Here is a 12,683-nt window from a genome sequence, read left to right as displayed (position 1 = left end):
CCATGGCCCGGCGCGGCTAAATCGGCATCCTTGCCGATTTACCCGCTCCACCGTGCCTACTTGCGGCCATCGTGGTTGACGGGGCCCGCAGATCAAAATCAAAATCAAAATCAAAAGCAACAGCACAGCGGCCTCCCGGCGTTTTTCAAGGTAGTTGTCGCGTCCACCATCGTGCTACGCGACCCTGATGCTCACTGTCAGCTCCCTTTCGGGGTTCAGATATACCGTTCCGGCTGGCTTCCAGTTGCGTGTCTCACCAGACCAACGCTCCGGTCTCTTTTCTCTAGCTTGCCCGTAGATTGCATCGCGCCGGGCCAGGATTTCCCGGTCTTTTCCCTCGTGACGTTGAGCCGGTGTCACAAAACGGATTCGGCTATGACGATGCTCGGTGTTGTACCAGGTCATAAAGTCCCTCACCCAAACACGCGCATCATCCAGGTTGCTAAAACCATCTAGTGGCCACTGCGGGCAGTATTTCAGCGTCCTGAACAGTGATTCCGAATACGGGTTGTCATTGCTGACGCGCGGTCGACCACGAGATGGCGTGATGCCCAGATCGTACATCTTGGTCAGCAGCGTCACCGACTTCATCGGCGCGCCGTTGTCAGAGTGCAGCACCAGCGGCTGGCGCCAGCACTGTTCCTGGGTCACGCTTCGTTGCAGTAATACTGCTGCTTTTTCACCACTTTCTGCGTCGTAAACTTCCCAGCCCACCGCCTTTCGGCTGTAGATATCTTCGATCAGGTAGAGGTAGTAAAACTTCCCTCGAACGGGTGACGGCAGGTACGTGATGTCCCACGACCACACCTGATTAGCGGCTGTCGCCGCATGAGTGGTGGGTGCCGGATGACGATGAGGTCGCTTGGCACGTGAACGACGATGTTGCTGGCCAGCGGCATGCAACACACGATAAAACGTCGCCTCTGAGGCTACATAACGCCCCTCGTCCGCCAGTTGGGGCACGATCTGACTCGGGGGCAGATGCGCGTAAGCCTTGCTGTTGCACAGTGCTACGATGGTCTGGCGCTCGAAATCGCTGAGCGCATTGCTGGGCACGGGTCTTGAGGTTGTGGTACGCCCATCGGCCAGTATTTTTTCAGGCAAACTCCAGCGTTGCAGTGTCCGTAGCGAAATGCCGACCTCCAGACAAGCAGGCGCCCTGCGGGCGCCCGCCGCGATGGCTTCATTGAGCCAACCAACGAGTAAATACCGTTCTGGCAACAAGGTCAGTTGCCCTCGTCGTCGCTCCCCCAGTAGGCATTGAGCTTTTTTCGCAACACCAGTAACGCCGCTGTCTCAGCCAATGCCGCATCCTTGCGCCGCAGTTCGCGCTCAAGCTCGCGGATACGGTTTTTATCGTTCTTCGACTGGCCGGTATTTACATTTTTAACCTTTGTTTGCTGGGTGCTACTGGCGATAAATGCATTGCGCCAATCAGTGATTTGCTCAGGAAAAATCCCTTTTCGCCGGCAGTACTCACCCAGTTCCAGCTCTGACAGAGCTGCTGTTTCTATGATGACCGCCATTTTGGATTCGGCTGACCAATTCTCAACAGGTTGTTTGGTGTCGGACAATTGCGTTCCTCTGGCAGCGGCTTGCTTGCGCCAATAATGGAGAGACATATCGCTGCAACCTTCGCGGCGAGCGACCTCCGCCGCCGAGAGGCTCAGGGGCGGAAGCATCATTTTTAGCAGCGCAGCTTTGCGCTCTTCTGAGTAGAAAGGCATGACCATACTCTTGCCGCCCCCGGAATGTTTTTAAAAAAGTGGAGGCACGACAACTACCCTGACACCGGGGGTACAGGCCGGCTTGAGTGGTAGAAGCCAGAGCAAGATCAAGGGCGCACACGGTCCAAATGTGGGAGCGGGCTTGCTCGCGAATGCAGTCTGTCAGTTGATGCATTGGGTGACGGACACACCGCATTCGCGAGCAAGCCCACTCCCACATTTTTTGACCGTGCTCGCTTTAGATTTTGATTTTGCTCTTCAACACTCAAGTCGGCTTTCAGGCCGCTGTGCTCTTGATCTGTTTTTGATCTTGATCTTAGGCGCCCCGTTAAACCACGCTGGCCGAACGCAGGTAGCACGGGGCAGGGACGCCCCGTCGCGGCGGCCCGCTTCCCAACGCTACTGCAAGTTGACAAACAATCCCCCGTCTACCAACAGCGAAGCTCCGGTCACATACCGCGCCATGTCCGAGGCGAGGAACACGATGGGCCCCGCGACGTCGTCGGGTTCACCCAGGCGCCCCAACGGCGTGCGCGAAGTCATGTACGTCAGCTTCTCCTCGTCGGCCAAGTCTTCCTTGTTGATATCGGTGGCAATCGTTCCCGGCAGCACCGAGTTGCAGCGAATACCATACGGCCCCAACGCAATCGCACAGGACTGCATCAACGAGTGCAGCCCGGCCTTGGTCGGCGTGTAGTGCGTCTGCATCCCGCCACCCACCAGCGCACTGATGGAACTGACGGCGATGATCGCGCCGCCCTTGCCCTGGTTTTTCATCTGGTTTGCCGCCGCTTGCACGGCGAAGTAGGCGCCGTTGAGGTTGGTGTTGACCGTCTTCAGGTACACCTCACGCGGCATGTCGAGAAACGAGTGGAACGGACAGATCCCGGCGTTGTTGACGAACACATCCACACTGCCGAATGCCTTGAGCGCGCCGGCCACCAGTTTGTCGCCGGTGTCCGGATCAGCCGCATCGCCGCCCACCTCCACCGCTTGGCCGCCGAACGCCTTGATTTCCTCGATCAACGAAAACGCCGCTTCAGTGCCTTGGCCGCTACCACTGTGGCCGATGACCACACGGGCACCCTGGCGTGCACATTCCCTGGCGGCGGCGCGGCCGATTCCACGGGAGGCGCCAGTAATAATCACGGTTTTGTCTGCAAGTAACATAAGTGAACTCCTGAAAAAAAGCGGCCTCAGCCGAGATAGTTGCCGTAACCGACCATGGCAATGGCACCGAGAATCACCGCGATACCAGTGGCCAATACGCCTTTGTTGGTGGCGCTGGTGCCCTGCCATTCGCGGAAATACAGGCCCCAGCAGTTGGATACGATGATGATGAAAGACATGTGCAACACCCACGAACTGGCGTCGTTCTGCAGGCGGCTTTCGCCCATGCCGTAGAAGAAAAACTGCAGGAACCACAGGGTGCCGGCACACGCCACCAACAGGTAGTTGCCAAGCAGCGGAGTGCTGCGGTCGGTGTAGTTGTGGAACGTGCGGTTGCGCCAGTTCAGCCACAGGCACCAGAGGCCGTTGGTGGTCAGGCCACCCCACATGATCACCATGAAGGTCACGTTGTTCTGGAACAGGCTGTTGGCGCCATGCTCGACAGCCGCGGCAGCCAGTGGGCGCCCGGCTGAAATACCGTAGCTGAAGCACGCGCTCAGCACCCCGGAGATCACCGCAACCAGCATGCCCTTGGCCACCGAGAACTCGCTGATGCTGGCGAATTTCACCGCTTCCGGCACTTCTCGTTCCTTGATCAGCCCGGCCTTGCCGCACACGGCGATGCCCACCAGCGATACCGCCACGCCCCACAGCACCCAATGCCCGCCCTGGGAGGCGAGCATTGAGGTCAGGGTGCCTTCGGTGGCGTCGGTGAACAGGTCGCGATACAGCGCCGGCATCAAGGCGCCAAGGGCCGAGGTCAGGCCCAGTACCAGCGACATGCCCAGGGACAGCCCGAGGTAGCGCATGGTCAGGCCGAAGGTCAGCCCGCCGATGCCCCAGAGCACGCCGAACAGGTAGGTCCAGAGCAAGGTGCTGCTGTCGGCCTGGCGCAGGATGTCGGCCCAGCCGGGCACGGTCAGTTGCGCGGCAATCAGCGGCACGATCAGCCATGACACCAGGCCGCCGGTGATCCAGTAGCTTTCCCAGGCCCAGCCGCGGACTTTCTTGTAGGGGATGTAGAAGCTGCCGGAGGCGAAGCCGCCGATGAAGTGCAGAATCACACCGAAGAGAATGATTTCCACGTAGTCGAATCCTTTTTTATTGTTGTGGTAGCGCGCTGTTTCAGCCTGGGGTAAGGCTGAACATCGGGATTAAATCCACGCTGACGGGCGAGGCGTCCGGCTGGCTGGGCATGATGTCTTGCATGTACTGCCACCACCGTTGCATAAGCTCGGTGCCCGGCAGTGCGTCGAGCCCGTGCCGCTCTTCGTGGGTCATCACGGCGAACAAGGCGTTGCTGGCCTCGTCGAGGAAGATCCGGTAGTCCACCACGCCGGCATCACGCAGGGCCTGGGCCAGTTCGGGCCAGATCTCATCGTGGCGTCGACGGTACTCGGCGTGCTGACCGGGGTTGAGGTTCATGCGAAAGGCTCGGGTCTGCATTACTTGCCTCCGTGGGGTGGCGTAGGACTGTAGATGCGCACCGCGTTGTGCAGGAAAAACTTGCCCTGTACGTCCTCGGGTTTGCCCGCCATGCAGGCTTTCACCAGGCCCAGGGTGGTGGCGAAACTGGCCAGGTGATCGCTGTTGGGCCAGTCGCTGCCGAAGAAGCAACGGTCTTCGCCAAAGGCTTCCCACAGCACGGCCAGGCGGTCGTTGTAGAACGCCGGGTCAAGGATCAGACCCTGCGGGCCGACCTGGGGGATTTCCGCCAGTTTGGCAAATACATTCGGCCGCTCTGCCAGGCGCATCAGGTCGGCGTGATACGCGGATTCTTCGCCGGCGGGCACGCTGGCATTGGGCAGGTGATCGACGATGATGCGCAGCTCGGGCAAGGCATCGCTCAAATGCAGCAGCCCTTTGATCAAGCGCGGATTGGGGTTGGCGCTGTCCAGGCCACGCCCGTATTCGGCGAGGCGGCGCAGGCCTTCGATAAAGCCGGGGCGCTTCTGGTCGTCTGGCAAATCGCGGTCCCACAGGTTGCCGTAGCGCAAACCGAGGAACAGCGGTTCATGGGCCAAGGCATCGAGGTCTGCCGCAAAGTCGCCGTGCAGCGGGTCAAGGTTGCCGACGAAACCGAGCATGCGCAGGTCGCTGCGCAGGGTCTCCAGCAACCAGCGGTTGTCGTCGCGCCACGGGCTGGCTTCCACGGCAATCGCGCCGATCACGTTATGTTCGCCTGCCAGCGGCCAATAATCCGCCGGCAAATGTGCGGCATACAGCGCGTTTCCCGGCTCGGGCCAGGGAATACCCTGGGGGCGGCGCGGGTCGAACAGGTGCAAATGGCTGTCGATGATCGGCCCGCTGTAAGGGGTAAGGGGCATAGCGCAATCCTTCGGAACAATGGATGGGGAAGGGCCCGCACGCTACCGCGCCAAGGCCCGTTGCACCACTTCAGCTCTGCAAGTACACCGCATGGGTGTGGGTGTACTCGTACAGGCCGTGCTTGCCATCGGCGCCGCCGATCCCGGATTTACGCACGCCGGCATGAAAGCCTTGCATCGCCTCGAAGTTCTCGCGGTTGACGTAGGTTTCGCCGAACGACAATTCGCGCACCGCCTGCATCGCCTTGCCCAGGTCGCGGGTGTAGATCGAGGAGGTCAGGCCGTAGTCGCAGTCGTTGGCCATGGCGATGGCCTCATCCAGGTCGTCGACAATCTGAATCGGCAGCACCGGGCCAAAAATTTCTTCGCGCATGATTTCCATGTCGGCGTGGCATCCAGCCAATACCGTCGGCTGGAAGTGAAAACCCTGGCCCAGGTCGGCAATCTGCCCACCGGTGACCAGCGATGCACCCTGGCCCAGCGCGGTGCGCACCTTGCGATTGACGCTGTCCAGGCCCTGGCGGTTGATCAGCGGGCCCATCTCCACATCGGCCTGGGCGATGGGGTCGCCGTAGCGGGTGGCGGCCATCGCGGCGCTGATGCGCTCGATAAACTGGTCGGCCACCTTGCGCTCCACGTACACCCGTTCGGCGCAGTTGCACACCTGGCCGCTGTTGATGATCCGCGAGTCGCGAATGGCTTTTACTGCGAGGTCCAGGTCGGCATCGGCGAGGACGATGGCAGGCGCCTTGCCGCCCAGCTCCAGGTTGAGCTTGGTGATATTCGGCGCCGCAGCAGTCATGATCCGCGAGCCGGTGGCGACGCTGCCGGTGAAGCTGATCATGTCCACGCCCTTATGGGCGGTGAGGGCGCCACCGACGCGGCCATCGCCGCAGACCACATTGAATACCCCGGCCGGCAGGTCGGTCTCGGCCACCAGCCTGGCGAACTCGAAGCAGTTGTTCGGCGTTTCTTCGCTGGGTTTGATCACGATGGTGTTGCCGGTGAGCAACGCCGGGGCCATCTTGCGGGCGATCAAAAAGAACGGGAAGTTCCACGGCAGGATGCCGGCCACCACACCCAGGGGTTTGCGGAACAGGAAGATATTTTCATTGGGGCGGTCGCTGGTGATGATCTCGCCTTCAATGCGGCGCGCCCACTCGGCCATGTAGTCGAGGTAGTCGGCGGTGAAGTTGACTTCCACTTCCGCCAGGCCGCTGACCTTGCCTTGCTCCAGGGTAATGGTGCGCGCCAGGTGGGCGACGTTTTCCCGCAGCTTGGCGGCGATGCGGCGCAAGTGCCCGGCACGTTCGATCGCCGGTTTGCGCGCCCAGTCTTTTTGCGCATGACGTGCGGCAGCCAAGGCTTGGTCGATGTCTTCGGAGGTGGACGCCGGGACCTTCGACAGCAGGACGCCGGTAGCCGGGTTCAACACATCCAGGTGGGCATCGCTCGGGGTAAAGCGGCCGTTGATGAAGTTCTGGTAGACCGGTACGGATGACATGCTTGGCTCCTCAGTAGGTACGTGACGGCGCCTTGGCGTCGGCGGCTGGGCGATAGCGGGCCAGGGTCGACATGGCACCCTGGCGCAGCAGGCTGATGTCGATGGCCACCGCAATGAACTGGCAGCCCCAGGCTTGATAGCGGCGGGCGTCGTCTTCGTTGGGCGCGAGAATGCCGCAGGCCTTGCCGGCCGCCAGCGTGGCATTGACTGCGTACTGGATGCGCTCCTGTACCTCGGGGTGCCCGGGATTGCCGGGGTGACCGAGGCCGATGGACAGGTCGGCGGGGCCGATAAACACCGCGTCCACGCCTTCCACCGCCGCAATCGCCGCGACGTTTTCAACGCCCAGGCGCGACTCCACCTGCACGATCAGGCACAGCTGTTCATGGGCGGTGTTGAGGTAATCCGACACGCTGTCCCAGCGGGTGGCGCGGGTCAAGCCGCCACCAACGCCACGAATACCGTGGGGCGGATAACGCATCGCACGCACCAGGGCCTTGGCTTGCTCGGCGGTTTCGACCATCGGGATCATCAGCGTCTGGGCGCCGACGTCCAGCAGTTGCTTGATCAGGTTGGCGTCGCTGCTTACCGCGCGTACCACCGGGGCGGTGGTGTAGGGAGCCACGGCCTGGAGCTGGTTGAGCACGCTGGGCACGGTGTTGGGGGCGTGTTCGCCGTCAATCAGCATCCAGTCATAACCGGTGCTGGCGACGATCTCGGCGGCATAGGCGGTGGCGAAGCCGGCCCAGATCCCATATTGCGCGGCGTCTTTACGCAGCGCGGCCTTGAAAGCGTTGTGGGGCATGTTCATGGCAGGAGTCCTCAGCGGTTGTACGGGCGATGCAATTGGCAATCGGGGTTGAGGTCCACGCCAAACCCGGGTTTGTCGAGCACCGACAGGCGCATGCGGCCATTCACCGGCACGGGTTCACCGAGCAGTTGCGGGTGGAACATCGGCACCACTTCGTCTGCCTTGGGCGCCATCATCAGGAACTCGGCGAACGGGCTGTTATGGCGGGTCGCAACAAAGTGGTAGCTGTAGACCGACGAGCCGTGGGGCACCACCAACGCATTGTGGGCATCGGCCAAGGCGGAGATTTTCACCAGCTCGGTGAGGCCGCCGCACCAGCCCACATCTGGCTGGATAATGTCGCAGCACCCCATCTCCAACAGCATGCGAAAGCCCCAGCGGGTGGCTTCGTGTTCGCCGGTGGTAACCAACATGCCTTTGGGCACGTTGTTGCGCAGCGCGGCATAGCCCCAGTAGTCGTCGGGCGACAGCGCTTCTTCGATCCATTTCAGGCCGTATTCATGGGCGCCGGTTGCCAGTTTGGTGGCGTAGTTCAGGTCCAGGCTCATCCAGCAGTCGAGCATCAGCCAGAAGTCCGGGCCGACCCGCTCGCGCATGGTTGCCAGTTCCTCGAGGTTTTTGCGCAGGCCTTCTTCGCCTTCCGATGGGCTGTAGTGCAAGGGCATCTTGCCGCCGATAAAGCCCATCTTCTGTGCGAGGTCGGGGCGGGCGCCGGTGGCGTAGAACTGCAATTCGTCACGCACCGCGCCGCCGAGCAACTGGTGCACCGGTTCCTGGCGGATTTTGCCGAGCAGGTCCCACAGCGCCAGGTCGACACCGGAGATCGTGTTGATCACCAGGCCCTTGCGGCCGTAGTACAGGGTGGACTGGTACATCTGGTCCCAGATTTTTTCGATATCGGTGACGCGGGCGCCTTCCAGGAAGCGCGCCAGGTGCTTCTCGACGATATAGGCGGCGGGCTCGCCACCGGTGGTCACGGCGAACCCGACGGTGCCGTCGCTGGCCTCGATTTCCACTACGAGCGTGCCGAGTACGTTGATCCCGAAACTGCGGCGACTCTGGCGGTACTCGGGGTATTTGCTCATGGGGGTGCTGATGTGATCGTCGATCCAGTGGCCGTCTGCCTGGTCGTGGTAGTCCGCGCCGCCGCCGCGCAGCACAAAGGCGCGCACGTGCTTGATTGTGATGTTGCCCATGGTGTGACTCCTTGTTTAAACAGTGGCCGGCGTGTTCGTCGCTTTATGGCCTGGGGAATGGATACCGAGTACCAGCAAGGCTGCGACTACAGTGGTGGCGGACAGCAGGTAGAGGCCGGCCGCAGGGGAGTGAAAGGCGGTTTCTGCCCAGTTCTTCAGCACCGGGGCGATAAAACCGCCGAGGGCGCCGAAGGAGTTGATCAGGGCGATGCTGGCGGCCGCTGCGCTGCCGGCCAGGTAGCTGGACGGGAAGGTCCAGAACACCGGTTGCACGGCGATAAAGCCCGAGGCGGCAAAGCACAGGGCGAGCATGCCCAGCAGCGGGTTGGCAAAGGTCACCGAGCAGGCGATCCCGGCGGCGGCCATCAACAGGGTCAGGGACGCGGCTTTGCGGCGCTCGCCGGTGCGGTCGGAATAGCCGGGAATCCACCACGCGGCGAACAGCGCACAGACCCAGGGAATCGCCGAGACCAGGCCCACCATCAAGCCGACCCTGGTCCCCAGCAGCCCACCGACCTGGGTTGGCAAGTAGAACACCACGCCGTAAACGCTGGCCTGGATCAGTAGGTACACCAGGCACAGGTACAGCACGCTGGGCTGGCACAGCACAGTGAGCAGGCTACGGCCGTGGGAGGTTTTGTGCTGGTCTTCGCGGTCGAGCAGGTCCTGGATCTGGCGGCGCTCTGCAACGCTCAGCCATTTGGCATCGGCGGGGCGGTTGTCCAGGTACCAGTAGGCCCAGATGCCAACCGCGGTGGCCATCAGGCCTTCCACCGCGAACAGCCATTGCCAGCCGTGCAGCCCAGAGAACCCGTCCAGCTCCAACAACAGGCCCGAGAGCGGGCTGCCGAAGATGAAGGCCAGGGGCGCGCCAAAGTAAAAGAAACCCATGGCCTTGCCGCGCACGGCAGAGGGGAACCAGTAGGTGAGGTAGAGAATCACCCCGGGGAAGAATCCGGCTTCGGCCACGCCCAGCAGGAAGCGCAACAGGTAGAAGCTGGTTTCGTTATGGGCAAACATCATGGCGGCGGACACCAGGCCCCAACTGACCATGATCCGGCACATCCACAGGCGGGCACCGACGCGATGCATGATCAGGTTGCTCGGCACTTCCAGCAGCGCATAGCCGACAAAAAACACCCCGGCGCCAAAGGCGAAGGCGGCATCACTGAGGCCGGTGTCGGCCTGGAAGGCTTGCTTGGCGAACCCGACGTTGGCGCGGTCGAGGAAGGCCATGATGTACATCAACAGCAGAAAGGGCAGCAGCCGCCAGGAAATCTTGGCGAGCAAGGACGCAGGCAGGGTCTTCATTGTTCAGTCCAGTTGTTTTGTTCTTATGGGAAGGACTGTACGGCGCTCTATCTATACGCTACAAATCGAATCTCGCTTACAACTGATAACCTCAGGGTATCGATAACAGGGAAAAAAATGAGTAGTCCCGCAATCTCCCGCAGCCTGTTCAACCGCCTGCGCTACAAGCATCTGCATATGCTGGTGGCCTTGAGTTCCAGCCAGAACCTGCACCGTGCGTCCCAAAGCCTGAACATGTCGCAGCCGGCGGCGACGCGCATGTTGCGCGAGATCGAGGATATGTTTGCCTGTGACCTGTTCGAGCGCCTGCCCCGGGGCATGCGCCCGACGGCACTGGGCAAGGAATTGATCCGCTTTGCCGAGTCGGCGCTGAGTGGCCTCGACCGCTGCGCCGAGGAACTGATGATGCGCCAGCAGGGCGGCTACGGGTATTTGTCGATCGGCACCATCATGGGCGCGGCGCCGGACCTTGTGATGGACTCCATTGCGCAGATCAAAACCCTCAACCCGCAGATGCGCATTCGCATCATGGGCGATACCAGCGACCAGGTGATCCAGTTGCTGGAGCAAGGCCGCATCGACCTGGCCATCGCCCGGCGCAACGCCGCCACCGACAGTGAGCATTACACCTTTGAGCCCCTGGGCAACGAACGCATGCTGGTGGTGGTGCACGCCGGCCACCCCCTGGCCCAGCGCGAGCATCTGCCGCTGGCGGAGCTGGTCAGTGACTGGCCGTGGATTCTGCAACCGCAAACCAGCCCGGCGCGCATTGGTTTTGATGAAGCATTGCAACACCTGGCCTTGCCGCAGCCGGCGGACATTATCGAGTGTAGTTCGGTGTATTCCATGCAGCAACTGATTCAACTCACCGACGCGATCATGGTGCTCTCGGAAAGCGCCCTGCGGGATTACTTGAAAATGGGCCTCGTGGTGGCCTTGCCGGTGGTGCTGGAGGTGCAACTGGCACCGTTCGGGATGCTGCTGCGCAAGGGCGACCCGGTGAGCCGCGAGTTGGGGTTGTTTATCGACATGCTCAGGCAAAAGGCCGCAATGCTTTAAACATCGTGTGCAAAAGAACGTGGTATGCCGGCGGGTTATTAAATAGAATTAATCTCATTTGAGACTGACTCGCGCCGCGCAGGTTACTTGCCATGAATGATGCTGTAGTGCCGACGCACCTCGCTGAACCCAGCCTTCACACGTTGTATCGCGACCACCGCAGCTGGCTCGAAAGCTGGCTGCGGCGCCGCTTGGGCAACGCCTGGGATGCGGCCGACCTGAGCCAGGACACGTTCCTGCGGGTGCTGGCCAGCGCGCAGCCGATTGCGCAATTGCAGGAGCCCCGGGCCTATCTGGTGACGGTGGGCAAGCGCTTGCTGGTGAATTTTCACCAGCGGCGCAGTCTGGAACAGGCGTATCTCAATGCGTTGATGCAGTTGCCGGAGGCTTGCGTGCCGTCGCCGGAGCAACGCTGGTTGCTGCTGGAAACCCTGCAAGCCCTGGATGAATTGCTCGACGGTTTGCCGGCGGTGGTGCGCCGCGCGTTTCTCTGGAGCCAGCTGGAAGGACTCGGCTATCGGGAGATTGCCGAGCGGCTCAAGGTGTCCGAGCGTACGGTCAAGCGCTACATGGCCCAGGCTTACGAGCATTGCCTGCTGGTGGAACTGTGAGCCGTACTGCGCCGGATCTCGCCCGGGCGGCGGCGCAATGGCTGGCGTTGCTGGAATCCGGCAGCGCCACCGAACGTGATCACGCCCGCCTGCAGCAGTGGCGTGACAGCCATCCCCAGCATGAGCAGATCTGGCAAAAAGCCCAGTCGCTGCGCCAACGGTTTACCGACTTGCCGCCAGCGTTGGCCATGGCCAGCCTTGATCGTCCGCAACCGGGACGGCGTGCAGTACTCAAGCGTGCCTTGGGCGTCGCCGCGTTGTTGCCAACCGCGTGGTTGCTCAGCCGGCAATTGCCTATCGACGTGTGGCGCGCCGACCTGCACACCGCTACTGGCGAACGCAAGCGAGTGCCGCTGTTGGATGGCAGTAGCCTGCAACTGAATACCGCGAGCGCGGTGGACGTGGATACGGCCCGGCGCCGTGTGACGCTGGTGGAAGGGGAGATGGCGTTGACGGTGCCGGGGGCTGGTGCGCTGACGGTGCAGACGCGTTATGGCCAGGTGATCGTCAGCCAGGCTGAAGTGTGTGTGCGGCAGTTGTCTTCCGGGTGTTTGGTGTCGGTGTTGAAGGGCGCGGTGCAGGTGCAGGACCTGCGTGGGCAAGTGGCGACATTGCAGGGGGGGCAGCAGGCACGGTTGCAGGCGTCGGGGATGGGCGCTGCGGTGGGGTTTGATGCGTTGCAATTGGGTTGGCGCGACGGTGTGCTGACTGCGCAGAACCAGCTGTTGGGTGATTTTTTGCGGGAGCTGGAGCGGTATCGGCCGGGTGTGCTGCGCTGGGACCCGAGCCTTGAAGCGCTGCGGGTCACTGGGAGTTTTCAGTTGGCTGATACCGATCGAATTCTTGCGTTGCTGGCGTCGACGATGCCGCTGCAAGTGCAGTCCCGTACGCAGTATTGGGTGACGTTGACGCCGCGTAAATCGGCTGCTTGATGCGATCCTTGTGGGAGCGGGCTTGCTCGCGAAGA

General features: G+C 61.8%; 12 protein-coding genes. 3 read left to right on the top strand and 9 right to left on the bottom strand.

The features are described 5' to 3' along the window. Positions 1-174: 174 nt before the first annotated feature. The 9 genes from HX818_RS05830 to HX818_RS05790 form a co-directional block, all read right to left on the bottom strand. Positions 175-1,727, bottom strand: a protein-coding gene (locus HX818_RS05830; protein ID WP_218173982.1) for an IS3 family transposase whose coding sequence is annotated in 2 segments (ribosomal slippage) — positions 175-1,265 and positions 1,265-1,727 — 1,554 coding nt in all. Because the reading frame shifts where the segments join, the coding sequence is not laid out codon by codon here. A gap of 399 nt (positions 1,728-2,126) precedes the next feature. Further along, the gene (locus HX818_RS05825) at positions 2,127-2,897 is read right to left on the bottom strand and encodes an SDR family NAD(P)-dependent oxidoreductase (RefSeq protein WP_087693857.1); all 771 of its coding nucleotides are present in this window, start codon (positions 2,895-2,897) and stop codon (positions 2,127-2,129) included. A gap of 26 nt (positions 2,898-2,923) precedes the next feature. After that, entirely contained in the window at positions 2,924-3,982 is a 1,059-nt protein-coding gene (gene rhaT, locus HX818_RS05820) for an L-rhamnose/proton symporter RhaT (protein ID WP_177019630.1), read from the bottom strand. A gap of 40 nt (positions 3,983-4,022) precedes the next feature. Then, positions 4,023-4,343, bottom strand: coding sequence for an L-rhamnose mutarotase (gene rhaM, locus HX818_RS05815; protein ID WP_102605251.1), 321 nt, complete (start codon positions 4,341-4,343; stop codon positions 4,023-4,025). After that, positions 4,343-5,224, bottom strand: a complete 882-nt coding sequence (locus HX818_RS05810) for an amidohydrolase (protein WP_087693854.1) — start codon at positions 5,222-5,224, stop codon at positions 4,343-4,345. The genes rhaM and HX818_RS05810 overlap by 1 nt, the downstream gene beginning before the upstream one ends. A 70-nt stretch (positions 5,225-5,294) precedes the next feature. Beyond that, complete coding sequence (gene aldA, locus HX818_RS05805) at positions 5,295-6,728, bottom strand: aldehyde dehydrogenase (protein ID WP_177019629.1); 1,434 nt, start codon at positions 6,726-6,728, stop codon at positions 5,295-5,297. A 10-nt stretch (positions 6,729-6,738) separates the two neighbouring features. Further along, positions 6,739-7,539 carry an HpcH/HpaI aldolase/citrate lyase family protein gene (locus HX818_RS05800; protein ID WP_177019628.1) on the bottom strand — a complete coding sequence of 267 codons (801 nt, stop codon included), beginning with the start codon at positions 7,537-7,539 and terminating at the stop codon, positions 6,739-6,741. Positions 7,540-7,550: 11 nt separating this feature from the next. Next, complete coding sequence (gene rhmD, locus HX818_RS05795; protein WP_177019627.1) at positions 7,551-8,735, bottom strand: L-rhamnonate dehydratase; 1,185 nt, start codon at positions 8,733-8,735, stop codon at positions 7,551-7,553. A 15-nt stretch (positions 8,736-8,750) separates the two neighbouring features. Continuing rightward, positions 8,751-10,046, bottom strand: coding sequence for an MFS transporter (locus HX818_RS05790; protein WP_102605247.1), 1,296 nt, complete (start codon positions 10,044-10,046; stop codon positions 8,751-8,753). Between the two features lie 117 nt (positions 10,047-10,163). Here HX818_RS05790 and HX818_RS05785 point away from each other — a divergent pair, with 117 nt between their 5' ends. The 3 genes from HX818_RS05785 to HX818_RS05775 all read left to right on the top strand — a co-directional run bounded on the left by HX818_RS05785 (position 10,164) and on the right by HX818_RS05775 (position 12,648). Further along, positions 10,164-11,105, top strand: a complete 942-nt coding sequence (locus HX818_RS05785) for a LysR family transcriptional regulator (protein ID WP_087693849.1) — start codon at positions 10,164-10,166, stop codon at positions 11,103-11,105. Between the two features lie 92 nt (positions 11,106-11,197). Beyond that, positions 11,198-11,716, top strand: coding sequence for a sigma-70 family RNA polymerase sigma factor (locus HX818_RS05780; RefSeq protein ID WP_087693848.1), 519 nt, complete (start codon positions 11,198-11,200; stop codon positions 11,714-11,716). After that, positions 11,713-12,648, top strand: a complete 936-nt coding sequence (locus HX818_RS05775) for a FecR domain-containing protein (RefSeq protein ID WP_177008502.1) — start codon at positions 11,713-11,715, stop codon at positions 12,646-12,648. The genes HX818_RS05780 and HX818_RS05775 overlap by 4 nt, the downstream gene beginning before the upstream one ends. The last annotated feature ends 35 nt before the right edge of the window (positions 12,649-12,683 follow it).

Source organism: Pseudomonas sp. F9001 (assembly GCF_013385435.1).
Lineage (GTDB): Bacteria > Pseudomonadota > Gammaproteobacteria > Pseudomonadales > Pseudomonadaceae > Aquipseudomonas.
Note: the sequence above shows the minus strand (reverse complement) of the source record. Positions and strands in the feature narration are given on the sequence as shown.

What these genes read in the sequence shown, in the direction of transcription:
- HX818_RS05825 (WP_087693857.1), bottom strand. Translation starts at nt 2,897, where the DNA reads ATGTTACTTGCAGACAAAACCGTGATTATTACTGGCGCCTCCCGTGGA.
- rhaM (WP_102605251.1), bottom strand. Translation starts at nt 4,343, where the DNA reads ATGCAGACCCGAGCCTTTCGCATGAACCTCAACCCCGGTCAGCACGCC.
- HX818_RS05810 (WP_087693854.1), bottom strand. Translation starts at nt 5,224, where the DNA reads ATGCCCCTTACCCCTTACAGCGGGCCGATCATCGACAGCCATTTGCAC.
- aldA (WP_177019629.1), bottom strand. Translation starts at nt 6,728, where the DNA reads ATGTCATCCGTACCGGTCTACCAGAACTTCATCAACGGCCGCTTTACC.
- HX818_RS05800 (WP_177019628.1), bottom strand. Translation starts at nt 7,539, where the DNA reads ATGAACATGCCCCACAACGCTTTCAAGGCCGCGCTGCGTAAAGACGCC.
- rhmD (WP_177019627.1), bottom strand. Translation starts at nt 8,735, where the DNA reads ATGGGCAACATCACAATCAAGCACGTGCGCGCCTTTGTGCTGCGCGGC.
- HX818_RS05790 (WP_102605247.1), bottom strand. Translation starts at nt 10,046, where the DNA reads ATGAAGACCCTGCCTGCGTCCTTGCTCGCCAAGATTTCCTGGCGGCTG.
- HX818_RS05785 (WP_087693849.1), top strand. Translation starts at nt 10,164, where the DNA reads ATGAGTAGTCCCGCAATCTCCCGCAGCCTGTTCAACCGCCTGCGCTAC.
- HX818_RS05780 (WP_087693848.1), top strand. Translation starts at nt 11,198, where the DNA reads ATGAATGATGCTGTAGTGCCGACGCACCTCGCTGAACCCAGCCTTCAC.